Origin of the sequence: Priestia sp. YIM B13489, assembly GCF_042787645.1 — a bacterium.
Lineage (GTDB): Bacteria > Bacillota > Bacilli > Bacillales > Bacillaceae_H > Priestia > Priestia megaterium.
Genome location: NZ_JBHZOQ010000053.1, coordinates 3,082,636 through 3,106,045, shown reverse-complemented (window position 1 = coordinate 3,106,045; position 23,410 = coordinate 3,082,636). Strand labels below are relative to the sequence as shown.

At 38.6% G+C, this 23,410-nt stretch carries 25 protein-coding genes, 7 tRNA genes, 1 rRNA gene and 2 other RNA genes; 30 read left to right on the top strand and 5 right to left on the bottom strand.

Annotation, left to right across the window (positions count from 1 at the left end; genetic code table 11):
• Positions 1-351: 351 nt before the first annotated feature.
• The 12 genes from ACFX4W_RS21740 (at position 352) to ACFX4W_RS21685 (ending at position 10,486) form a co-directional block, all read left to right on the top strand.
• A complete protein-coding gene (locus tag ACFX4W_RS21740) occupies positions 352-1,830 on the top strand; it encodes a 4-hydroxyphenylacetate 3-hydroxylase family protein (protein ID WP_016765059.1) in 1,479 nt (492 codons plus the stop codon).
• A gap of 87 nt (positions 1,831-1,917) precedes the next feature.
• Positions 1,918-2,463 (top strand): FAD synthetase family protein, encoded by a 546-nt coding sequence (locus ACFX4W_RS21735; protein ID WP_016765058.1) that lies wholly within the window; start codon positions 1,918-1,920, stop codon positions 2,461-2,463.
• 55 nt (positions 2,464-2,518) lie between these two features.
• Positions 2,519-3,076 carry an NADPH-dependent FMN reductase gene (locus ACFX4W_RS21730; protein ID WP_016765057.1) on the top strand — a complete coding sequence of 186 codons (558 nt, stop codon included), beginning with the start codon at positions 2,519-2,521 and terminating at the stop codon, positions 3,074-3,076.
• An 89-nt stretch (positions 3,077-3,165) separates the two neighbouring features.
• Positions 3,166-3,714 (top strand): 3-hydroxyanthranilate 3,4-dioxygenase, encoded by a 549-nt coding sequence (locus tag ACFX4W_RS21725; protein ID WP_043981027.1) that lies wholly within the window; start codon positions 3,166-3,168, stop codon positions 3,712-3,714.
• Complete coding sequence (locus ACFX4W_RS21720) at positions 3,699-4,742, top strand: amidohydrolase family protein (RefSeq protein ID WP_043981029.1); 1,044 nt, start codon at positions 3,699-3,701, stop codon at positions 4,740-4,742. Before ACFX4W_RS21725 ends, ACFX4W_RS21720 begins: the two co-directional genes overlap by 16 nt.
• A complete protein-coding gene (locus tag ACFX4W_RS21715) occupies positions 4,714-5,187 on the top strand; it encodes a RidA family protein (RefSeq protein ID WP_377560060.1) in 474 nt (157 codons plus the stop codon). Before ACFX4W_RS21720 ends, ACFX4W_RS21715 begins: the two co-directional genes overlap by 29 nt.
• Positions 5,184-6,653, top strand: a complete 1,470-nt coding sequence (locus ACFX4W_RS21710; RefSeq protein WP_043981031.1) for an aldehyde dehydrogenase — start codon at positions 5,184-5,186, stop codon at positions 6,651-6,653. Before ACFX4W_RS21715 ends, ACFX4W_RS21710 begins: the two co-directional genes overlap by 4 nt.
• A 24-nt stretch (positions 6,654-6,677) precedes the next feature.
• On the top strand, positions 6,678-7,457 hold the full coding sequence (locus ACFX4W_RS21705; protein WP_043981033.1) for a 2-keto-4-pentenoate hydratase: 780 nt from the start codon (positions 6,678-6,680) through the stop codon (positions 7,455-7,457).
• Between the two features lie 23 nt (positions 7,458-7,480).
• Positions 7,481-8,398 carry an acetaldehyde dehydrogenase (acetylating) gene (locus ACFX4W_RS21700; RefSeq protein WP_043981035.1) on the top strand — a complete coding sequence of 306 codons (918 nt, stop codon included), beginning with the start codon at positions 7,481-7,483 and terminating at the stop codon, positions 8,396-8,398.
• The gene (gene dmpG, locus ACFX4W_RS21695) at positions 8,388-9,413 is read left to right on the top strand and encodes a 4-hydroxy-2-oxovalerate aldolase (RefSeq protein ID WP_043981038.1); all 1,026 of its coding nucleotides are present in this window, start codon (positions 8,388-8,390) and stop codon (positions 9,411-9,413) included. Before ACFX4W_RS21700 ends, dmpG begins: the two co-directional genes overlap by 11 nt.
• Positions 9,414-9,415: 2 nt before the next feature.
• A complete protein-coding gene (locus tag ACFX4W_RS21690; protein ID WP_043981623.1) occupies positions 9,416-10,204 on the top strand; it encodes a 2-keto-4-pentenoate hydratase in 789 nt (262 codons plus the stop codon).
• A gap of 78 nt (positions 10,205-10,282) precedes the next feature.
• A complete protein-coding gene (locus ACFX4W_RS21685; RefSeq protein WP_016765049.1) occupies positions 10,283-10,486 on the top strand; it encodes a 4-oxalocrotonate tautomerase in 204 nt (67 codons plus the stop codon).
• A 117-nt stretch (positions 10,487-10,603) separates the two neighbouring features.
• Here ACFX4W_RS21685 and kynB read toward each other — a convergent pair whose 3' ends face one another.
• From kynB to kynU, 4 genes are all read right to left on the bottom strand, one after another.
• Entirely contained in the window at positions 10,604-11,230 is a 627-nt protein-coding gene (gene kynB, locus ACFX4W_RS21680) for an arylformamidase (RefSeq protein WP_043981040.1), read from the bottom strand.
• Between the two features lie 31 nt (positions 11,231-11,261).
• Positions 11,262-12,116, bottom strand: a complete 855-nt coding sequence (kynA, locus tag ACFX4W_RS21675) for a tryptophan 2,3-dioxygenase (protein ID WP_013058270.1) — start codon at positions 12,114-12,116, stop codon at positions 11,262-11,264.
• A 39-nt stretch (positions 12,117-12,155) separates the two neighbouring features.
• Entirely contained in the window at positions 12,156-13,598 is a 1,443-nt protein-coding gene (locus tag ACFX4W_RS21670) for an amino acid permease (RefSeq protein WP_043981043.1), read from the bottom strand.
• Positions 13,599-13,714: 116 nt separating this feature from the next.
• Positions 13,715-15,001: a kynureninase gene (kynU, locus tag ACFX4W_RS21665; protein ID WP_043981045.1), complete on the bottom strand. Its 1,287-nt coding sequence runs from the start codon at positions 14,999-15,001 to the stop codon at positions 13,715-13,717.
• Between the two features lie 189 nt (positions 15,002-15,190).
• On the opposite strand from kynU, the gene ACFX4W_RS21660 reads away from it, so the two are divergent.
• Positions 15,191-15,805 (top strand): TetR/AcrR family transcriptional regulator, encoded by a 615-nt coding sequence (locus ACFX4W_RS21660; protein ID WP_013058267.1) that lies wholly within the window; start codon positions 15,191-15,193, stop codon positions 15,803-15,805.
• 264 nt (positions 15,806-16,069) lie between these two features.
• Here the strand turns inward: ACFX4W_RS21660 and ACFX4W_RS21655 are convergent, their stop codons facing one another.
• Positions 16,070-16,225: a hypothetical protein gene (locus tag ACFX4W_RS21655; RefSeq protein WP_013058266.1), complete on the bottom strand. Its 156-nt coding sequence runs from the start codon at positions 16,223-16,225 to the stop codon at positions 16,070-16,072.
• Between the two features lie 356 nt (positions 16,226-16,581).
• Here ACFX4W_RS21655 and ACFX4W_RS21650 point away from each other — a divergent pair, with 356 nt between their 5' ends.
• The 17 genes from ACFX4W_RS21650 to tsaD all read left to right on the top strand — a co-directional run bounded on the left by ACFX4W_RS21650 (position 16,582) and on the right by tsaD (position 23,391).
• Complete coding sequence (locus ACFX4W_RS21650) at positions 16,582-16,842, top strand: hypothetical protein (protein WP_340448989.1); 261 nt, start codon at positions 16,582-16,584, stop codon at positions 16,840-16,842.
• 525 nt (positions 16,843-17,367) lie between these two features.
• Positions 17,368-17,547 carry a small acid-soluble spore protein H gene (locus ACFX4W_RS21645; protein WP_028409545.1) on the top strand — a complete coding sequence of 60 codons (180 nt, stop codon included), beginning with the start codon at positions 17,368-17,370 and terminating at the stop codon, positions 17,545-17,547.
• Between the two features lie 329 nt (positions 17,548-17,876).
• A non-coding RNA gene (ssrS, locus tag ACFX4W_RS21640) (6S RNA) lies at positions 17,877-18,065 on the top strand.
• Positions 18,066-18,078: 13 nt separating this feature from the next.
• An RNA gene (ffs, locus tag ACFX4W_RS21635) (signal recognition particle sRNA large type) lies at positions 18,079-18,343 on the top strand.
• Positions 18,344-18,395: 52 nt separating this feature from the next.
• A 5S ribosomal RNA gene (rrf, locus tag ACFX4W_RS21630) occupies positions 18,396-18,511 on the top strand.
• Between the two features lie 125 nt (positions 18,512-18,636).
• Positions 18,637-19,488, top strand: a complete 852-nt coding sequence (locus tag ACFX4W_RS21625) for a tyrosine-type recombinase/integrase (protein ID WP_237074286.1) — start codon at positions 18,637-18,639, stop codon at positions 19,486-19,488.
• 340 nt (positions 19,489-19,828) lie between these two features.
• Positions 19,829-19,905: transfer RNA gene (locus tag ACFX4W_RS21620), tRNA-Ile, on the top strand.
• 15 nt (positions 19,906-19,920) lie between these two features.
• Positions 19,921-20,013: transfer RNA gene (locus ACFX4W_RS21615), tRNA-Ser, on the top strand.
• 54 nt (positions 20,014-20,067) lie between these two features.
• Positions 20,068-20,141: transfer RNA gene (locus ACFX4W_RS21610), tRNA-Trp, on the top strand.
• Between the two features lie 27 nt (positions 20,142-20,168).
• Positions 20,169-20,245: transfer RNA gene (locus ACFX4W_RS21605), tRNA-Ile, on the top strand.
• Positions 20,246-20,262: 17 nt separating this feature from the next.
• Positions 20,263-20,338: transfer RNA gene (locus ACFX4W_RS21600), tRNA-Ala, on the top strand.
• 10 nt (positions 20,339-20,348) lie between these two features.
• Positions 20,349-20,441 (top strand) — tRNA-Ser (locus tag ACFX4W_RS21595).
• A gap of 11 nt (positions 20,442-20,452) precedes the next feature.
• Positions 20,453-20,528 (top strand) — tRNA-Asp (locus ACFX4W_RS21590).
• A 220-nt stretch (positions 20,529-20,748) separates the two neighbouring features.
• Complete coding sequence (tsaE, locus tag ACFX4W_RS21585; RefSeq protein WP_013081426.1) at positions 20,749-21,219, top strand: tRNA (adenosine(37)-N6)-threonylcarbamoyltransferase complex ATPase subunit type 1 TsaE; 471 nt, start codon at positions 20,749-20,751, stop codon at positions 21,217-21,219.
• A complete protein-coding gene (gene tsaB, locus ACFX4W_RS21580; protein ID WP_043977179.1) occupies positions 21,216-21,914 on the top strand; it encodes a tRNA (adenosine(37)-N6)-threonylcarbamoyltransferase complex dimerization subunit type 1 TsaB in 699 nt (232 codons plus the stop codon). Before tsaE ends, tsaB begins: the two co-directional genes overlap by 4 nt.
• Before the next feature lie 14 nt (positions 21,915-21,928).
• Entirely contained in the window at positions 21,929-22,378 is a 450-nt protein-coding gene (gene rimI / locus ACFX4W_RS21575) for a ribosomal protein S18-alanine N-acetyltransferase (RefSeq protein ID WP_043977177.1), read from the top strand.
• Positions 22,375-23,391 (top strand): tRNA (adenosine(37)-N6)-threonylcarbamoyltransferase complex transferase subunit TsaD, encoded by a 1,017-nt coding sequence (gene tsaD, locus ACFX4W_RS21570; protein ID WP_377560555.1) that lies wholly within the window; start codon positions 22,375-22,377, stop codon positions 23,389-23,391. Before rimI ends, tsaD begins: the two co-directional genes overlap by 4 nt.
• Positions 23,392-23,410 lie beyond the last annotated feature (19 nt).

Sequence of the window (23,410 nt, the reverse complement as noted above, 5' to 3'; positions counted from 1 at the left end):
GATACGCCTAAGAAATTGAAAAGACAATTGTAAGATCAAGTAACACACTATAGGGTAGGGCATTTTATTTACGTTGCTATAAAAAACAAAATAAGTAAGCGCTTACAATAATGTGCGCTTTATTTGCTCTCTTTTTTAATAAGCCAATATTTTTATAAAAACGTTACGCTCTCTACAATATCTTAAAGCGAAAAATGCGTAAATGCAATAATATAAATTTCTTATTTGAGCTGCTCCGTCTATTCCAAAAATAAAAAACTCCAAAAAAATGTTAACGCGACTACACCCCTGAAAAAAATCAAATACTATAATTCAATTAATTACTATTAAACCTTAAGGGGATGAACAAATATGGGGATTCGTACAGGTGCTCAATATATTGATGCATTAAAATCACGCCAGCCAGAAATTTGGTTAGGGGGCAGAAAAATTACAAATGTATTTGAAGAAAAGGTGTTTCAACAGCCTATTTTAGAAATTGCGAAGTTGTACGATATGCAGCATGACCCGGCTTACCAAGAGAAAATTACTCATATTTGCGAAGAAACAGGTGAGAGAATATCAAATGCCTTCTTAATTCCTAAAAGTTACGAAGACTTAGTAGCTCGCCGAGAGGTGTTTGAAGCATTTGCAAAAGCTACCTTTGGACTGATGGGAAGAACACCGGATTTCTTAAATGTGGTAGTCACTTCTTTATTTCATAATGCTAGTTTCCTAGATCATTACAATGAACAATGGGGCAAAAATATAAGAGATTATTACCGTTATATTCGTGATAATGACTTGTTTTTAACTCATGCTATTATCAACCCGCAGAACGACCGAAGCAAAGCTTCCCATGAACAGCAAGACCTCTTTACTCATTTAGGTGCTGTCAAAGAAACGCCGGATGGACTTGTTGTAAAAGGAGCTAAAATGCTAGCTACACTTTCACCTATTACCGATGAAGTGATTGTTTATTCGTTCCCAGGGTTTAAACCTGGCGATGAACGTTATGCACTTGCTTTTGCGCTGCCGATTGATACACCGGGACTTCGAATTCTTTGCCGAGAAGCTATGCAAGACGGAACAAGATCAGTGTTTGATCATCCGCTAGCCTCTCGATTTGAAGAGATGGATGCAGTCTTGATTTTTAACGATGTGCTGATTCCTTGGGACCGAGTGTTTTTATATAACAATATTGAAGCTGCCAATCTTCTTTATCCTAAAACAGGAATCGCTCAGCAACCGGCACATCAATCTGGCGTAAGAGGATTAGTTAAACTTCAATTTGCAACGGAAGTAGCTTGTAAAGTAGCGGATGCAATTGGTGTAGACGGATATCTAAACGTTCAAGAGAGCTTAGGGGAGTTGATACAGTCAGTAGAATCCATTAGGGCTTTGCTTCGAACATCAGAGTATGAGTATACGATTAATGAAAAAGGAGAAGCTCTTCCAAACGAAACGGCTTTAGAAACAATTCGTGGATTGCTTCCTAAAATGTACCCTCGTGCTATTGAAGTCATGCAAACAATTGGTGCAGGCGGCTTGCTTATGTCTCCTACAGGAGCGGATTTTGAAAATCTTGAATTAAGAGAGGATTTAAATCGTTATTATGGAGGCCGAGAAGGAGTGCCTGCTGTAGACCGTGTTCACTTATTTAAATTAGCATGGGATTTATGTGGAGAAGCATTTGGCCAAAGGTTACTTCAATACGAGCGATACTATACAGGAGATCCAATCCGTAAAAGAGCTATTTTCTACAATAGCTACAAGCGCAGCCATTCATTTGCCATGGTAGATGCTGCTTTAAATACAGAAGTTAAAAAGAAAGAAGTAACAAACAGCTGATACCCATACTCCTTTTATCTAAAAATGAACTTTGTTAATAGATACAGAGTCTAGGTTCATGACGTTCTTAATAAGGGAGGTGTAAAGATGCAGCGGTATGAGGATGGAATACTAACTTTACCAGCATCAGTAATAGCTATAGGTGCATTTGATGGCGTGCATCAAGGACATCAAGCAGTGATTAAGCAAGCTGTAACTCGAAGCAAAGCTTTAAAGGTACCTAGCGTTGTTTATACATTTGATCCTCCTCCTCGCTTTCATTTTCAACAAGATCAAGTGTTAACGCCTATTGATCAAAAGGTACATCTAATAGCAGAGTTAGGAGTAGACTACGCAGTTATTATCCATTTTGATGAATTATACGCTAAGCGGCCATCAATTGATTTTATCAGTAACTTAAAAAAGCTTAATCCATCGGAGATCATCGTAGGCAACGATTTTCGTTTCGGCCGAAATAGAGAAGGAGATATTAAGCTGCTGGCAAAGCACTTTCTAGTAGATATCATCCCGCCTGTCTGTTGTGCAGAAGGAACAAGAATTTCTTCTACTAGAATTCGCCAGCTAATCCAGCAAGGCGCAATTGACCAATCAAATGATTTATTAGGCTGGTCTTTGCAAAAGGAATATGTATAAAAAAATGAGTGTTTGAAGATAAGTATGGAACTTTTTTAAAAGGAGGAAAGTGAAAGTGAAATTACTAGGCATATCAGGCACGATTATAGGTTCTAAAACAGGCGCTGTTGTTCAACAAGTATTAGAAGAAGCTAAATTGCAGCATCCAGATATCGAAATTGAATTTTTAGATTTACGAGATTATACTGTCCAATTTTGTGATGGCCGCGATCCCTCTGCTTATTCAGAAGATACTAAAAAAGTCATTGAAATTATTTCTAGCGCTGATTTTTATGTAATTGGTTCACCTATCTTCCAAGGATCAATCACGGGTGCTCTTAAGAATGTATTTGATTTAATACATCCTCGGGTTTTCCGAAATAAAGTAATGGGGTTCATCGCCACAGGCGGTACTTATCAGCATTATTTAGTCATTGAAAATCAGTTAAAGCCTATTGCGGGTTACTTTCGTGCTTTTGTGGCACCGAGTTATGTATACGCTCATACGACTCACTTTAACCAAAAGAATGAGGTAGCCGATCCGGAAGTGTTAGGTCGCATTAAGAATTTAGCAAATGAAGTCGTCTACATGCAGAAAAAACTAAAAGTAAGCGAGCTGGAAATCCTTACTTAATCACATTTTAAGATTTTAATATTTTCAAGTGTAATCAAACTAACTTTTATTTTTTGAAAATTAAAATTTATTAAAAGGAGATTATCTCAATGACAAATACTATTCAATCATCTAAACCATTAAATCTTTGGAAGTTTATCGAAGATCATAAAGATCAGTTAAAACCACCTGTAAACAATAAAGTGATATGGAAAGATTCAGAATTGATGTTTATGGTCTTGGGGGGACCCAATAAACGCCGTGATTTCCACGTAGATCCTTCCGAAGAGATCTTTTATCAATTAAAAGGTGATTGCTATGTTGAAATCATTAATGAAGAAGGCAAGCGCGAAGTTGTAACGGTGAAAGAAGGAGAAGTGTATTTACTTCCTCCAAACGTTCCGCATTCTCCACATCGTGTAGCGGATACAATCGGTATTGTTATCGAGCGAAACAGAAGTGAAGGGGAGTTAGAAGACTTTGTATGGTTCTGTGATGAATGTGATGCCGAGATGCATCGCGTGAAAGTTCAGCTAACCAATATTGAAGTTCAAGTAAAAGAAGCCATTCAGGAGTTCAACAGCAGCTTAGAATTACGCACATGTAAAAAGTGTAATCATGTTATGGCACCGGAAGCGAGTGAATGGAAATGCGAATAGATTTTCACACACATATCATTCCGGAAAGTTTCCCTGATTTTGCTCAAAAATATGGCGGTGAGCGCTGGCCCGTGCTAGAACGTACATGTACATGCGGAGCATCGATTATGGTCGGAGGGAAAAACTTCAGAGACGTAACGGACCAAGTATGGAGCCCTGAAAAACGTATAGCTGACATGGATAAAGAAGGAGTAGATATTCAAGTGTTATCTCCTATCCCTGTTACGTTCTCTTATTGGGCTCAGCCCGAACATGCATTAGAAATGGCTAAAATCCAAAATGATTTTATTGCAGAAACAGTTGCTAAGTACCCTGATCGCTTTGTTGGGTTAGGGACGGTTCCTATGCAAGACGGACCTACGGCTGTTAAAGAAATGGAACGGTGCATGAATGAATTAAAACTGCATGGAATTGAAATTGGGACAAACGTCAATGGTCAAAATTTAGACCATCCGTCTTTCATTGAGTTTTTTCAAATGGCTGAAAGGTGGGAAGTGCCCATTTTCATTCACCCGTGGGAAACGTTAGGCCGTGATCGAATGCCAAACCATAACTTTATGTATACCGTAGGAATGCCAAGTGAAACAGCACTAGCGGCTGCAACGCTTCTATGGAGCGGCATTATGGAGAAATTCCCTAAATTAAAAGTCTGTTTTGCACATGGAGGAGGATCTTTCCCTTATATTCTTCCTAGATTAGATAAAGGGTGGGAAGTGTGGCCGCACCTTAGACTGACAACACATCCTCCTAGTTACTATGCAAAGCAATTTTATTTTGATTCGTTAAACTACGATCCACTGAATATAAAGTACATGATTGAACGGTTTGGACATGAAAAAATCTTTATGGGATCGGATTATCCATTTTTACTGCGTGAAGTTGTTCCGGGAAAAGTTCTGGATGAAACGCTGGATTTAACTGAACAACAAAGATTAGATATGTTAGGTGGAAATGCTGCGAAGTTTTTAAACATCGGGCAAGAGAAAAGGAGTGACATTTATGCCAACAGTACAAACACCAGAGAATAGATTACAAGAACTTGGCTTAACGCTGTCAAAGGTTCGTCCTTCAGTAGGAAAATACGTCAGCTGTGTACGAACAGGTAATTTATTGTTTACTGCTGGCCAAGGGGTAGATCAATATCACGGCAAGTTAGGCAAGGATTTAACAATTGAAGAGGGATATAAGGCGGCTCAGCAATCCGTGCTGAATGTATTGAGTGCGGTAAGTTACGAGTTAGACGGGTTAAGCAAAGTGAAGCGTGTCGTTAAAATTCTTGGTTTTGTAAATAGTACAGAGGACTTTACGGACCAGCCTAAAGTAATGGATGGCGCTTCAGACTTGCTCGTAAAAGTATTTGGGGATAAAGGGAAACACGGCCGTTCAGCTGTAGGAATGGCTCAGCTCCCTAATAACACAGCTGTAGAAATTGAAATGGTTTTAGAGATTGAGGATGAGGAGGATATCCGATGAGTAAAGAGGCAGTTATTGAAAAAATGACGGTAAAAGATGCAAAGCTTTTTATTAATGGAGAATACGTAGACGCTCTATCCGGTCAAACCTTTGATACCTTTAATCCAGCAACGAATGAGAAATTAGCTTCTGTAGCTAATGGCGGCAAAGAAGATGCAAAGCGCGCTATTGACGCAGCTCAGCGTGCATTTGAAAGCGGTATTTGGAGCAAGATGCCTGTTGAAGAGCGCTCTGCCATCCTTTGTAAAATGGCTGACTTAATTATGGAAAAAGTAGATGAACTAGCTTATTTAGAAACGCTAGATGTAGGAAAACCTATTAAAGAAAGTCGAGAGTTTGATATTCCACGAGCAGCTCAAAACTTCCGTTTCTTTGCTGAAATGGCTAAATATATGGTGCATGAGCATTACGAAAAGCATAATGTCATGTCCTATGCCAAGTATTCACCAGCGGGAGTTACAAGCCTCATTATCCCTTGGAATCTACCATTTATGCAGATGACATGGAAAGCTTCAGCTGCTTTGGCATCTGGCAATACAGTGGTTATTAAGCCCGCTTCTTATACACCGTTAAGTGCAATAATGCTTGGAGAAATTGCTAATGAAGCTGGATTGCCTCCTGGTGTATTGAATATTATTACAGGTCCAGGGAATACGGTAGGGACTACTATGTCTACTCACCCGTCCGTTCGCCGTATTTCATTTGTAGGGGAAAGTAATACAGGAAAAACGGTCATGCGAAATGCAGCAGAAAACCTGATTCCTGTTTCGCTAGAGCTTGGAGGCAAATCAGCCAATATTGTATTTGAAGATGCGGATTTGGATGAAGCAGTAAAAGGATCTATCGAAGCAATCTATCGAAATCAAGGAGAGATATGCTTAGCAGGTTCTCGTTTACTTGTACAAGAAAGCATTTATAAGCAGTTTCTTGAAAAGTTCACAGTAGCGGTAAGAAATATTAAAGTAGGCGATCCTCTGAGTGAAGAGACAAACATGGGAGCACTTGTATCACAAAGTCACTTAGAAACGGTCGATGAATATGTCCGAATTGGTTTGGCGGAAGGAGCTAAGCTGGCATGCGGAGGAAAAAGAGTAGAAGGTTTAGAAACAGGGAATTTTTATGAGCCGACTGTTCTTTACGACGTAGATAACAAAATGCGTGTAGCTCAAGAAGAAATTTTTGGACCTGTACTTGTTGTTATTCCATTTAAAACAGAAGAGGAAGCAATTCAAATTGCCAATGATTCTATTTATGGATTAGCAGGGGTTGTCTGGACAAATGATTTACGAAGAGCACAACGTGTTGCTTCTGGAATTACTGCTGGATTGCTTTGGATCAACTGCTGGTATATTCGTGATTTAAGAACGCCGTTTGGCGGAGCAAAAGCAAGTGGAATTGGTCGTGAAGGCGGCCGGCACAGCTTTGAATTTTATACAGAAGCCAAAACAATTACAATGAAACTTTAACTCTATAAAAGAGGTGATTAACGGATGCGTACACTTATTAGTGAGCTTGCAGAAGAACTTTTAGAAGCAGAAAAGACGAATCAGCCAATTTCTCCTATTACAGAACGACATGCTGCTTTATCAGTAGCTGATTCTTACCATATTCAATTAGAGATTGTAAAAAGAAAGCTGGAAGAAGGAAAAAAGATTGTTGGTAAAAAAGTTGGTCTAACCAGTAAAGCCATGCAAGATATGTTAGGCGTTAGTGAGCCTGATTATGGACACTTATTTGATGATATGAAAGTAACGGATAATGAAATAATCAACATTCATTCAATGGTGGCTCCAAAAATTGAAGCGGAAATTGGGTTTATTCTAGAAGAAGATTTAAAAGGGCCTAACGTTACCTATTTGGATGTCTTAATGGCAACGAAATACGTGGTGCCGACCATCGAAGTCATTGATAGTCGCATTGCCGGTTGGAAAATCAAATTAGTCGATACGGTTGCAGACAATGGCTCTTCTGCCAAAGTAGTGGTAGGGAATAAATATTCCACAATTGAGCAAGCCGATTTACGTACGACTAGTATGATTCTCTATAAAAACAAGGAGCTTGTCGCAACAGGAGCTGGGGCAGCTGCCCTTGGGCATCCGGCACATGCGGTTGCATGGCTGGCAAATAAGCTATCTGATTTCGATATTTGTTTAAAAGCCGGCGAATTAATCTTACCAGGGGCTCTATCTGCAGCAGTACCAGTTGCGAGCGGGGATGCAGTAAAAGCAGAATTCGGTTCTCTTGGTTCAGTATCCGTACGTTTTGAATAATACCGGAAAGAAGGTGAAGAGTAGTGGAAAAAGTGAAAGCCGCAATTATTGGCTCAGGAAATATTGGGACCGATTTGATGTATAAGCTTCAGCGCAGCGAATTTATCGAGTTAACAGCTGTTCTTGGAATTGATCCGGATTCAGATGGTCTAAAAAGAGCGAGAGAAGCAGGGTATCAAACATACAGCAATGGAATAAAAGCCCTTGCTGAAAATCCAGACCTGGCGGAAATTGTGTTTGATGCTACATCGGCTAAGGCTCACGTTAGACATGCAAAGATTTTAAAAGACTTAGGAAAAATGGTCATCGACTTAACTCCCGCTGCCAAAGGACCTTTTGTGTGTCCTCCAGTTAATCTTGGAGAAAATCTTGAATCAGAAAATGTAAACATGATTACGTGCGGCGGCCAAGCGACGATTCCTATCATTTATGCAATCAACCAAGTTGCAGATGTAACATATGGAGAAATTGTAGCGACTATTTCTAGCCTAAGCGCTGGACCAGGAACACGAGCAAATATTGATGAGTTTACTGTTACCACAAGAAAAGCTATTGAAAAAGTAGGGGGTGCAGACTGCGGAAAAGCTATTATTCTCTTAAATCCGGCTGATCCACCTATTTTAATGCGCGATACAATTTATTGTAAAGTAAAAAATATGAATAAGGAAGCTATTCAAAAGGCTATCAAAGATATGGTCAAAAAAGTACAAGAATATGTACCAGGCTATAATTTAAAGCAAGAACCATTATTTGATAGTAATCAAGTAACAGTCTTTTTAGAAGTAACTGGAGCCGGAGATTATTTTCCTTCTTATGCCGGTAACTTAGATATTATGACGGCTGCTGCAGCGAAGGTTGCGGAAGATTATGCCCGCTATAAACTCGAAGAGAGCTTATATGGAGGAATAAAGAAAGAGAGGGCTATGACGAATGAAACGTAACAGTGATAAGCCTATTAAGATTACAGAGGTCAGCCTCAGAGATGGAAGTCACGTAGTCAAACACCAATTCACAGAAGCCCAAGTAAAAAGTGTCACGAGAGCGCTGGACGATGCAGGGATGCACTATATAGAGGTTAGTCATGGAGACGGGTTAGGAGGCTCGACTCTGCAATACGGAAAGTCTCTCGTTGACGAAATGAAATTAATTGAGGCTGCGGTAGAAGAAGCGAAACAAGCCACCGTTGCGGTTCTTTTAATTCCGGGAATTGGAACGGTACATGAGCTGAAGCAAGCAAATAGCCTTGGGGCAGGCTTAGTCCGAGTAGCTACACATGTGACGGAAGCAGATGTTTCTGCTCAGCACATTGAATATGCTCGGAAACTAGGGATGGAAACCTTCGGTTTTCTAATGATGGCCCATTCAGCACCAGTAGAAAAGCTTGTGGAGCAAGCAAAGCTAATGGAAAGCTATGGAGCACAAGGAGTTTACATAACTGATTCTGCAGGAGCTCTTTTGCCTCATGAAGTTCGTGAACGTGTTAGAGCACTTCGTCAATCCCTTCAAGTTGAAGTAGGTTTTCACGCTCATAATAATCTTTCGTTAGCTGTTGCAAATACGCTTGCTGCTATTGAAGAAGGCGCTACTAGAATAGACGGAAGCGTTCGCTGTTTAGGAGCCGGAGCAGGTAACACTCAAACTGAAGCATTGATAGCCGTATTAAACCGTTTAGGAATAGATGTAGGTATTGATTTGTATAAAATAATGGATCTGGCTGAAGAAGTAGTAGGACCTATCCTGCCAGGCTCTCAAGAGATTCGAAAAGGCAGCCTCGCAATGGGTTATGCAGGCGTGTATTCCAGTTTCTTACTTCATGCAGAGCGTGCTGCAAAGCGTTTTAATTTGGATTCACGTGATATTTTACTTGAACTTGGTAAAAGAAAAGCAGTCGGCGGTCAAGAAGATATGATTCTAGACGTGGCTGCTGAGTTAGCTCAAAGAAAGGTGGAAATGTGATGATGTCTTTAACGAAAAGCGGAAATTTAGAAATCGTTGACTATCTTTTATCTGCAGAAAGAGAAGGGTATGAAGTAACAAGAGTGACGGAACGCTACCCTGATTTGACAATCGATGACGCTTACAGCTTGCAAAGACAATTGATCCAACGAAAAGTACAAGATGGTGTAAAACGAGTAGGTGTAAAGCTTGGTTTAACAAGTAAAGCTAAGCAGGAAATGATGGGGGTACATGAAGCGATTTATGGATACTTAACAAGCGACATGCTGGGATTTGAATGGGAACCTATAGCATTTAATCAGCTGATCCACCCAAAAGCTGAGCCAGAAATTGCTTTTTTAATGGGGGAAGACCTCTGTGGAACCAACTTAACTGAAGAAGATGTTTTAAAAGCAGTAAAATATGTTGCACCAGCTCTTGAAATTATCGACAGCCGTTACTTGGATTTTAAATTTACTCTTCCTGATGTAGTAGCTGATAACTGTTCGTCTTCACGTTTTATTGTAGGGAGCAATTGGATAAAGCCGGACCAAGTGAATCTAGCTAATATCGGAATGGTAATGTCTAAAAACGGAGAGGTTGCTACGGTAGGGGCGGGTGCTGCCGTATTAGGACACCCTGCTAAAGCTGTCGCCTGGGCGGTTAATAAACTAGGTGAACATAAAGAAGGGTTGAAAAAAGGGGATATCGTATTAACTGGAGCGGTATCTGAAGCAATTTCTTTTAGATCAGGTGATAGTATCCAGGCACAGTTCGCTGATTTAGGCAGCGTATCATTCAGCTGCAGCTAACTAGAATTTTTTAATAATTATTTCATCTGAACATAAAGACACTTTGTTGTATAGAAAACTTTAAGGGAAGTCGATAGTATGCCGATTGTACAAGTTCACCTTTTGGAAGGAAGAGAAGAAAAAGACATTAAAAACATGTTAGTAGAAGTAACCGAAGCAATTTCTAACAGCCTTGACGTTGAAAAGGAGAGAGTAAGGATCATTGTCAACGAGGTTCCATCTTCGCACTGGGGAATTGCAGGAGTATCAAGGAAAGAAATAGATATGAATAAGAAGAAATAAGTTGAAAAAATTTGATTAGCTATAATAAAAGAGCGGTATATAAATATACCGCTCTTTTTTGTATACATCGGAAATTATCTAAGGAAAAAGAATCGCTCTTTTAATAGTCGCTTTAAGTTAGTCGATTTTTTTCAGCAGCGCGCGCACAGGACTTCCATCAGCTTCAACTAAAGGAAGAGGAGCTGCGATTAGTTCATAGTCTCCTGAAGGGATTTTATCTAGTAAAACACCTTCTAAAATGTGAATTTTATGGTATGCAAGTTCATGGTGAGCCGCTAGTTCTTTACTATCGAGTGGATCTACTGAAGGCAGATCAATGCCTAGCAGGCGAATGCCAAGCTTAGCTAAGTAAGAAGCTAAGCTTGGTTCAATGTAAGGAATGGTTTTCGGGAAAACACTTCGGTCTTGCCACGCATCTGTTCGAATCAATAAGCGTGTAACACCTTTTAAATTAACATTTGACAATTCATTTATTCCAAAGCTTTTATTAGCTGGGATATGGACAACTTTTGTACGTCCAATATATAAATCTAAGTCCAAATCTATAACCTTTTTTCCGTTATCATCGAAATGAAAAGGTGCATCGATATGAGTGCCGGTATGGATACTCATTGTTATTTTTCCAACATTTACAGAACCGGTCTCTTCTTTACTCCAATTCACTTCATAAGAAAAGGGAGTATCACCAGGCCATCCTGCTGTTTTTTCGTCTAGAGGCTGTGAAATATCAATCCATTTGCTCATTCTTACTACCTCTCTATCTTTTATAAAATATTTATAGCTTCGTTCGCAGGCTCCATAGTTCTGGGAAGAAGTGCTGATCCAGAGCTCTCTTTAAGTAATTCACTCCAGAAGATCCGCCTGTACCTTGTTTGTTTCCAATAATTCTTTCTACTGTACTCATATGACTAAATCGCCACATTTGCTGTTGATTTCCGATATCAACTAATTTTTCTGCTAACTCGTATAAGTCCCAATACTGATCAACGTTACGGTATACGGTAAGCCATGCATCCTCTACGCTGGCATTCGGTTCGTAAGGCTGTGAACAATCTCTTTGTAAAACTTCTTGATCTACCGGCAATCCGCGTTTCATAAGGGCATGAATAGCAGCATCATAGATACTAGGCTCATGAAGAGCCGTTTGCATTTTTTGATATAAATCCGCGTCATGCTGGTAAACAGAGAGTGTATGGACATTTTTATTTCCTAAAGCAAATTCTATCAGGCGATTTTGATAAGATTGAAATCCAGAAGATTGACCTAATTTATCTCTAAATTCCATGTATTCTGCCGGTGTTAGCGTAGAGAGAACACTCCAAGATTGAATTAGCTGCTGCTGAATTCTTGAAACGCGTGATAGCATTTTAAATGAAGGTTCCAGGTTATTAGCACGGATGCACTGAATAGCAGCTGTTACCTCATGTAGAATTAGTTTCATCCATAGTTCACTAGCTTGATGGATGACAATAAACAGCATTTCATCATGGTGATTAGAAAGTCTATGCTGACTAGATAATATTTTATCAAGGTGCAGGTAGTCTCCATATGACATAGCTTTCTGAAAGTCGGTTTGAAGTTCTTTCTCTAGTTCAACTGCATTGGGTGCTTTGTTATTTGTCGTTTTCATTTTGTATCCCCCTTGTTTTTATGTAAAATAACTTGAACGTTAACGTAATTCCTCTAATTCTTCTTTTAAGCTGCTATTAGCCATATCTTCTGCAAAGTGATGGTTACCTTTTCTTTTCTTAGAGATAAAATAAGCAATGGATAAGAATGCTAACCAAGGAATTCCAAACTGAAGCATAATTTTAAAATCTGTAAACCAAGTGGTAATCATTAAACCTAGTAATAAGATGGCTCCTAAAATCGTAAAATAGGGGAAGCCAAGCATTCTTACCGGTAATTTTCTTCCGCCAGATTTCTCCCATTTTTTCCGGAAGTAGAGGTGAGAAACAAATATCATAAGCCATGTGAACATAGCTCCGAACATTGAAATACCCATCATAAAGGCATATGAAGAGCTTGGGAGCAGTCCATTAACTGCTGCCGCAAGAAAAATGCCCAGGGTTGATACAGCAAGGGCCCATAGCGGTACACCTTTTTTGCTTAGTCTCCCTAAAAAAGCTGGTGCATGTTTACTTTGAGAGAGGGAGAACATCATACGTGTGGAAGCATATAACTGACTGTTCATAGCTGATAAAGCAGCCGTTAAAATAATAAAATTCATAATTCCAGAGGCAGCCGGGATATTCAGAATTTCCATTACTTTCACAAATGGACTTTTATCAACTTGAGCTGACTTCCATGGAACAATCATTAACATGATGCCTATAGTCAAAACGTAAAAAGTAGTTAAACGAAACACAGTTGCTTTTAAAGCCTTCGGAACGGCTATATCAGGCTCTTTTGCTTCTCCAGCTGTAACTGCAATCATTTCGGTTCCTAAGAAACTAAAGAGGGAAATAAAGACAGCTACCCACATTCCCCACCACCCGAAAGGAAGGAATCCACCGTCATTTACAAAATTACCTGTACCCATATTAGGACGTGTATCTGTTCCAAACAGAACATAGGACCCTAAAAGAATAAAGCCCACAATTGCACTAATTTTTATCATAGAAAACCAATACTCAAAAGTAGCAAACGTATTAACACTAGTTGCGTTTACATAGATTAGTATAGTAGCAAACACTAAAATCCAGACAATACCCGGAACGCTTGGAAACCAGTACTTCATATACACGGCTATTGCACTTACTTCTACTCCAACGGCGAGGACGTTGGCTATCCAATATGAATAGCGAACCAAAAAGCCTGCCAGGGGATGTACATATTTTTCGGAAATTGTTCCAAACGATCCGGAAGTAGGGTGGGCCACCGTCATTTCTGCCAAACACCCCATTAAAAGTAATACAACAAAAGCTCCTAAAGCATAACTAACCAATACACTAGGTCCAGCTGTTTGAATCGCAAGTCCACTGCCTAAGAACAGTCCAGTTCCAATTGCACAGCCCATCGAAATCATTGTCAATTGACTTGTTTTTAGATTTCGTTTTAATCCCTTTTCTGCGTCATCTTTGTTTGGCAATTGAGTATTGTGGGTTTTCATATTTCATCTCCCTCATAGTTTCAAAATAATGGTTTGGCTGCATATCTACGTAAAATAGCTCCCTTAAGATTTAGAAAGCGCTTACTTTTCTTGTTAAAAAACAAGTAGTTTAGCTTTTACGCCACTACTTCACGTTCATTTTTAAATTTTTCATATTCTTTATCGTTCATAATTTTCTTCAAAGTTTGTACTACTTCCCAGACTTCTGTATAAGAAGTGTAAAGAGCAACAGGAGCAAGGCGAATAATATTCGGAGCGCGGAAATCTGGAATGATACCATTCTCTTTTAATGCTTTACAAATGCGCGCTGCTTCCTTATGTTCAAGACTTACGTGCCCTCCGCGCTTTTTATCTTCTCTAGGGCTTCCAAGGGTAAAATTGAAGTCACTAAGCTCTTTTTCTAATAAATACATTAAATAATGATTGATTTTAAGAGATTTAGCTCGAATATTATCTATACCAGCCTCAGTGAAAATTTCTAGCGATCCAATTAAAGGAGCAAGACTTAAAACATGGGGTGTTCCAATTTGATAAGCACCGGCTGAATCAGCAGGTGTTAATGTGTGCTCCATATCAAACTGCTTTTCTTTTTTTGAACTAAACCAGCCTGCTAAACCAGGTGCTGTTCCAAAATGTTTTTTATTTACATATAAACCGCCTACACAGCCAGGTCCACCGTTTAAGTGCTTATAGTTACACCAATATGCAAAGTCAACATCCCATTTACTAAAGGAGTGAGGAATTGCACCAATAGAGTGGCAGCCATCAAATCCAATCAAAATTCCACGCTTGTGTGCTTCAGCCGTCAATCGTTCCATATCTAATATTTGGCCGCTGCGATAGAGTACAGTCGGTAAGATAATTAAAGCAATTTCATCGGTCATAGCCTCAATAATGTCATCTTCTTCTAAAAAACGGCCATCGCGGCTTTTTACACATATAAGGTGAGTATCTGGATTGTATCCATGGGTTCGCAGCTGACTTTGAAGCGCATAAATATCAGATGGGAAGGTCAGTTCATCAGCTAAAATCTTTGTGCGCGTTCCTTTTGGATTGTAGAAAGTAGCTACAAGCTGATGAAGGTTAACTGTTGTCGAACCAGTTACAATGACTTCTTCGCTAGAAGCCCCAACTAACGGCGCACTCATTTCACCTAATTTTTCGGACAAGGAGAACCATGGGTGTTTCCCTTGAGTCCATCCATCAATTCCTTGTTCTTTCCAATCATTTAATACTTCTATAAGTCTGCGTTCAGCTCTTTTAGAAAGAAGCCCCAATGAGTTTCCATCCATATATATGGAATCAGGCTTTAAATAAAATTCGTCACGAAAACTTGAAAGGGAGTCTTCTTGATCCAACTGTTTGGCATACTCTAATGTGGGTTTAAAGGTATTTAATTGCATAATTTTCCTCCTCTGCATTACTTAATATGTATCCTAGAAGAATCGTAACAAAGAATATGACACAGTGTCAATAATATAATTTTGAAAATTTAAAAAATAATTTTTGTAATAAATTCTCTTTATTTCTTTTCGTTTTGTGAAAACTTCTATATCCTAGAGAGTAAAACGGATAGGGAGGAAGGAGCCTTAATGAATGAAAATAACATTGAAGATAAACGGCATTTACGTTCAATAAAGACTCGACAGAAATTATTAGAAGCTGCAAGAGAAGTATTTATACAAGAAGGTTTTCACAAAGCAACTATCACTCAAATAATAAAAAAGGCAAGGGTTGGGTATGGCACTGCATACGTTCATTTCGAAGGAAAAGAAGACTTTTTAGTTGTATTAATGGAGAATGTTATGGAGAAATTTTATGAAATTGCCGAGGCTGCATTTTTACCCGCCTCTGTAAATGAAGCAGAAGAAATGATTCATAAACAAACGAACGAGTTTTTAAAAATGGCTGAAGATGAACAAAAAATGCTGCAAGTGTTTGAGCAGGCTATTGGTATTTCTCCTCTCGTTTCAGAGAAATGGAAGAACATTCGGGAAAAGTTTATTCAACGAATTTCAGAAGACATTGCCTATGCGCAGCGCAATGGATTAGCCCGTAAAGATGTACATAACGAGCTAGTAGCAAGAGGATGGTTTTTCACCAATGAAATGTACCTTTGGGAAATTGTTCGTAATGAATATGAGCATCCTGTAGAACAAATTGCTAAGAATATCGCATCTATTTACATTAAAGGGCTCTATTTATAATTTTGGTGCGTAAATTGAATTTGTTTGAAACAAGTATATAATATTCCGTTAACACTCAACATTCTCTGCAAAAAAAAGACCGTTTTCCCATATACTCTCTCACGGGTATAGATAATAGTATAAATATAATAAAGCTCACTAAACGTTGAACGTTTAGTGAGCTTTTCCATTTACTCTATGGAAAAGTATTATTTAATTTGAAGAAACCTCCGTTCAAGTCATAAATTTGAACGGAGGTTTTTTATTATCCTCGAAAGGTTAAATTTATTTTTTATTTACTTGGCGTCCACTTTTTTTCTGGCTCTGGGAACTTGTGTTGCCAGTTTGAAATTCATTACCTAATTCAACATCATTTCTTTTATCTTGCTTCTCTACTTGCTCTCTTGTTTGATTCTTTTTCTGTATCCCTTGTTTTGACATTACTTATCTCATCTCGCTTTCATTTAGTATTGTTTTTAATATGTGCAACTATAAGAAAAAACATATAAATTAAATAAATAATTTGTTAGTTGCTTCTGAATCAAAACCCTATTTATCACCAAGCTAACTCCGGCATATAAACAACCGAGCACATCTTACATTACTACCTACACCTCACCTAATGCAGTAATTACTCTTTTTTAGTTTTAGGGTGGACGGACAAGCTTTATGGGATTAATTTGATTTTGGAATAGGTGAGAATAGTATCGTAAAAAGGACACATAATTAGTAAAACAATTACTGTTGTTTAATGTGTCAAGAGATGAAGATTTTACTCATTTTTGGAGGAAGTTGTAATGGAGAAAGATCAAACGTTGAAAAATGCGATGAATGAATGGGCACGTGTAACTGAGGATCCACAAATGTTAATGACTTATGAAGTAAACCAGGAATTCCAAGTAGATGAAACATTGACATTAAAAAAAGCTGAAAAGCAAGGGGAAAAAAGAGCTATTAAGAGAATAGCATTAAGAATGCTGCAAAAAGGTATGGATAATCAAACAATATCTGAATTAACGGAGCTTACAGAAGAAGAGATTGAACAGATGCGTAAATAACGAATGTAAACCGAGGGCAGGAAGGAATAGATCCAAAACAACATTTTATTTTATTACAATAAAAAAAAGGCTACCCAAAAATAGAAAAGAGGTAGCTTGCTCTACTGAAGTAAAAGATTGAATACATTGGTTGAGTTAAAACAACTACATTATTTTAACATGTATAAAATTTTAGTAAAACGCTATCATTTCCAGTTTTATTACCTGATTTCCTCTGCTAAAATGGAATCATAGGGATGAAAAGAGAAGGGTAGATGAGGCATATGAGTACGAGTCTATTGCTAACTTTAGGGGTTATATTTTTGGCAACAATAGCTATAGCCATTTTAATTAAGATTCCAGAAGAAGATTAAACTGAATAATAAAATGAAAAGCTATCTCAAATTATGAATGAGATAGCTTTTTTACTGCTTAATGTCTCAGTTGAAAAATTAAAATTGGTTTTATATAGAGGAATTAAATGCATAAAAATTAATTAAAAACAAATACTTTCACTGTCATAAATAAAAAGGAGGCTAGATAAAGATGGATGCACAAAGAGCACAAGAAATTGCCGATTCAGTGGACATGGCCAATGTCATACATAACGGGAAAAGCATTTACATTGAGCATGTAGACCAACAAAATGGGGTAGCTACAATTCATAACCTGGATGAACCAAATAGTAAGCAAAGTGTTTCTATAACTGAACTAACAGAACAATAATTTACTCTTAGAATAAAAAAGCCGTTTTATGTAGGCTTTTTTATTTTTCTCCCATAGGATAAGAAGAAAAATAACCGCATCAGAAAAGTGTTGTCAGATCAAGGATGTATAAAAATCTAATCGTAATGAACTTCACTTTTAAGTGGAGGACTCAATATAATGAAACACGACTCCTTATAACTTCCACCTTTCAAAGGAATCCCTTCCCAACAACAGAAAATCAAGCAAATAAGAAAACATTGAGAGTTAGGAGTTATTTTTTCGTTTATGTTGACTTCTACGAAATTTTATTGTAGGATAATCTATATCATCAATAAACACATTAAATACTTATCCTACGATGTACGTTATGCCCTATTTGTTTTGAACCGTACTGTTTATTTGGGATTCCTACATTTGTTGACTGATGCCATGCCTGTCTTTGACACAGGATCGCTGAAACGTTAATATGCGGAAACCCACCTGCGAGATCGCGGGTTCACAAAACAGATTGGGAGGACGACATAGGTGGGAATCCATTAACTATACATACCGTGCTAGACGGGGAGATGGCGGTGCCCTGTAACCTGCAATCCGCCTTAGCAGGGTTTAATTCCTAACAGAGGTATGAGTCAGGTAAGGTCTGACTTGGACAAGTGGTGTTGACAACTAGGTCCTGTACAACAGAAACCTATGAACATGGTCAGGTCCGGAAGGAAGCAGCCATAAGTAGATTCTTCTGTGTGTTGCAGCACAGCCCGGTCGAGCTAACTGTACAAGTAACGCTTATTTGATCATGTCAATGACGGGTGCACGGTGTTTTTACTTAGCAATTTTTATTTAGTGTTAAGAAAACTATCTTTAATAGGTCTGGTGGCGATAGCAGAGAGGTCACACCCGTTCCCATATCGAACACGGAAGTTAAGTTCTCTAGCGCCAACGGTAGTGGGGACTTTGTCCTTGTGAGAGTAGGACGTTGTCAGGCAAAAAAACAGCCCATCATATCAATGATGGGCTGTTTTTTTGTATATTAATTTCGTTTAAATTGATTTCTACGAAATTAAATGTTATGTTTTATGTAATTTATTAGTACATGTAGGAGGATTTAGAGTGAAAAAAAATAGCCTAGAAGTTATTCCGTTGATTGATGACTTTAGCCGATGGTTAATAGAATCAGGCAAATCTGATAATACGATTAAAACCTATCGAGCAGTGCTAAACCAATTTCATGAATGGCTTCTAAGTGAAGGTAGACATTTAGAGCAAGTAACAAGAAATAATGTCCAAACTTATATGATTAACCTTGAATCTAATAATAAAAGTGCGTCGACTATAGAAAAAGCTTTTGTCACAATTAGCGTTTTTGCACGCTTTCTTGAAAAATCAGAAATTGTTCAAAATATTGAACGTAAACCAAAAGAGAAAAATAACGAGGTTGTACCAGAGTCATTAGAAGCAAGTGAGCGTGAGCGCCTTTTATCTGAAGTAAATCAACAGGGAAACCTTCGTGATATTGCTATTGTATATACTTTATTACATACAGGGATTCGAGTATCAGAGATTTGTGCTTTGAATCATAAAGACGTAAAGATTAACAAATCTGACGGTTTTTTAATTATCCGTAATGCTAAAGGGTCTAAAAAGCGACTTGTTCCTCTTTCTACAGAAGCAAGAAATAGTTTAAAGAGATATATTGATTCACTTGATTCTAATCATGAAGCTTTATTTGTCTCTAATTTTGATAGAAGAATGTCTGCACGTACGGTTCAGTACATGTTAAAAAAATATAATGTAAATCCTCATAAATTACGTCATACTTTCTGTCATGAGTTAGTTAAGAAAGGGATAGATATTGCAACAGTTGCCGAATTAGCAGGCCATTCTGATGTGAATGTTACAAAACGATACCTAAAATCTTCTACAAGAGATTTAGAAAATGCGATTAAGCAAACCTTTTTATAAAAATAAGCTCTGTAACAAGAATCATGATTCTTGTTACAGAGTTTTTTTATTTAGGTGTATGTTCCTACTTAATAATTGCAAAATTAAGTATCAAAACACAATTTACATAGATGTTGACTTCTGCGAAACTATAAGGTAAAATAATATTTGTTGGTAGCGAAACAAATATTAATTATTAACTTACTAGTGCATGTTTCATATGAAGGGGTAGCATACGGATAAATGTGACTGACTATAAATAATTTTCATACTTATTGGTGGCATAGTCAAGGTCTGCAATACCTTTATCACCGGTTCAAATCCGATTGCCGTCTCCACATTCTAATAGAGAACTTAGAAAGGACCTTTAGCTCAGCAGGTTAGAGCAGACGGCTCATAACCGTCCGGTCGTAGGTTCGAGTCCTACAAGGTCCACCATTGAACCTGAAATATGGAGGAATACCCAAGTCTGGCTGAAGGGATCGGTCTTGAAAACCGACAGGGGTGTCAAAGCCCGCGGGGGTTCGAATCCCTCTTCCTCCTCCATTTATTTTTATCATCATTGCGGATTCAAATCCCGTCATGACTGCCACTTTTTATAGGGGCATAGTTTAAAGGTAGAACTACGGTCTCCAAAACCGTCAGTGTGGGTTCAATTCCTACTGCCCCTGCCAATTTAGATACATATGAGTATTAATTAGGGGCCTATAGCTCAGCTGGTTAGAGCGCACGCCTGATAAGCGTGAGGTCGGTGGTTCGAGTCCACTTAGGCCCACCATATATATTTAAACGAATGGGGCCTTAGCTCAGCTGGGAGAGCGCCTGCCTTGCACGCAGGAGGTCAGCGGTTCGATCCCGCTAGGCTCCACCATACAGTATACGGAGGAATACCCAAGTCCGGCTGAAGGGATCGGTCTTGAAAACCGACAGGGGTGTTAAAGCCCGCGGGGGTTCGAATCCCTCTTCCTCCGCCATTTTCTATTTCGGTCCCGTGGTGTAGCGGTTAACATGCCTGCCTGTCACGCAGGAGATCGCGGGTTCGATTCCCGTCGGGACCGCCATGTTTTAGAAACGAAACACATTGTTTCGTCTTTTTTATTGTTTGAACCATTTTTATATAAAACTTTACCGTCCTTAGGAGCAATCCTAAGGAATTTTTTATATACAAAGAAATTTCCTTATAGAATTGCGATGTTAAAGATTGTTGGATTTCTTACTGGATATGTATAGTCCACAACGTTTACAATATATATATACAGATTGAAATGAGGTTCTGAATGAATGACAGAGATTAACGAATTTACGTTTATGTCTACGTCTCCTGATGAAACTAATCAGCTGGCTGCTCGTCTAGCAACTTTATTAGAAGCTGGTGACGTGCTGCTGCTTGAAGGCGATTTGGGAGCTGGAAAGACAACATTCACAAAAAGTTTAGCTAAAGGATTAGGAATTGAACGCAATGTGAATAGCCCGACATTTACGATCATTAAAGAATACAAAAGCGGTCGCCTTCCTCTTTATCATATGGATGTGTACCGTCTAGGGGATGAATTTGAAGACCTAGGGTTCGATGAGTATTTTGAAGGAGATGGCGTGACGGTCGTGGAGTGGGCTCATCTGATTGAAGAGCAGCTTCCTAATGAATATATTCAAATCAATATTTACCATGAAAACGAAACGACTCGTAAAATCCTTGTAAAAGCGATAGGCAGTCGGTACGTTGAAATATGTAAGGAGCTTTTTAAAAGATGAAAATGTTAGCCATTGATACATCCAATTTTGTCATGGGTGTTGCTGTCGTTGAAGAAAACAAAGTAATTGGAGAAATTATTACGAATCTAAAAAAGAATCACTCCGTTCGTGTGATGAACGCTGTGGAATCTTTGTTAAAGGATTGTGATATTGCGCCAAGCGAGCTAGACCGTATTGTAGTGGCACATGGTCCCGGATCTTATACAGGTGTACGAATTGGCGTTACCATTGCCAAGACACTTGCTTGGACTTTAAATATTCCTTTAATAGGTGTATCTAGCCTTGAAGCACTAGCAGCAAACGGTCGCTATTTTGATGGGTATATTGCTCCGTTATTTGATGCGCGCCGTCAACAGCTTTATACAGGACTATATGAATGGAATAATGAACGAGGTCTTCTAGAAGTTGAAAGTGATCGACTTGTTATTAATAAGGACTGGGCGGAACATTTAAAGTCATACAACAAACCCATTTTATTCATAGGCAATGATCTTCCCATGCATGAAGAGGCGTTAAAAGAAGTGCTGGGTAAACAAGCTGTATTTGCCCATGTTCAGCAGTTTAATCCAAGACCAAGTGAATTGGCTTTTTTAGGAATGAAGAAAGAGCCGCAGTCTGTGCATACTTTTGTTCCGAACTACATTCGTTTAGCTGAAGCCGAAGCTAACTGGCTTGCTTCACAGCAAAAAGGATAAAAGAAGGTATAAACATGAAACTAACAATTAAGTTTCGTTTAATGGAAGTTAAAGATATTGATCAAGTAGTGAAAATCGAAGAGAAGTCTTTTACGACACCTTGGAGTTCAGAAGCGTTTCAAAATGAGTTAACCAATAATCAATTTTCAACTTACATTGTGATGGAAGAAGGAGAAAATATTATTGGGTATTGCGGAACGTGGATTGTTATTGACGAAGCACATGTAACCAACATTGCCCTATTGCCAGACTACCGAGGTAAGGGACTCGGTGAATTGCTGCTGCGCAACGTGATGGACGTTCTTCGAAAACTAGGTGCTGTGTCAATGACATTAGAAGTTAGGGTATCTAATCATATTGCACAATCATTGTATCAAAAGCTAGGTTTTAAACCTGGAGGTATTCGTAAGAATTATTATTCTGATAACAATGAGGATGCATTAGTTATGTGGGTGAATTTATGAGTGAAAATCAATTAATTTTAGCATTAGAAACAAGCTGTGATGAGACAGCAGCGGCCGTGATTCGAAACGGTCATGAAATTGTAGCCAATGTGGTGGCATCACAAATAGAAAGCCATAAACGATTTGGCGGTGTCGTACCGGAGATTGCATCTCGTCATCATGTGGAACAAATTACGGTAGTAGTTGAAGAAACTTTAAAGCAAGCGAACTTGACGTTTGCAGATATTGATGCAATAGCTGTAACGGAAGGACCTGGGCTTGTGGGAGCACTTCTTATTGGCGTAAATGCAGCCAAAGCGCTAGCATTTGCACACCAAAAGCCATTAATTGGTGTTCATCATATTGCAGGACATATTTATGCAAATCAGCTAATCAAAAAATTAGAATTCCCGCTTTTATCGCTAGTTGTATCTGGAGGGCATACAGAGCTTGTATACATGGAAAGTCACGGTCAGTTTAAAGTGATTGGTGAAACGAGAGATGATGCGGCAGGAGAAGCCTACGATAAAGTAGCCCGCACGTTAAACCTTCCATATCCAGGCGGACCTCATATTGACCGCCTTGCACATGAAGGAGAGCCATTAATTGATTTGCCGCGTGCTTGGCTAGAAGAAGGATCCTATGATTTTAGTTTCAGTGGGTTAAAATCAGCAGTTATTAACACTGTCCACAACGCGAAGCAAAAAGGTGAAGAAATTCTTCCACAAACACTTGCTGCTAGCTTTCAAGCGAGTGTTATTGATGTGTTAGTAACTAAAACGGTTAAAGCTGCAAAGGAATATAAGGTTAAGCAAGTGTTAGTAGCAGGAGGAGTTGCTGCTAATAAAGGACTTAGAGCAGCGCTAGAAGAAGCATTTGCACCATTATCAAACATTGAGCTTATTATCCCGCCGCTATCTCTATGCACGGATAATGCCGCAATGATTGGAGCAGCGGCAAGTGTACGATTTGCTCAAGGAAAACGCTCAGATATGTCATTAAACGCAAACCCCGGTTTAGACTTGGAAGAGTAAGAGACGAATGAGATTTATT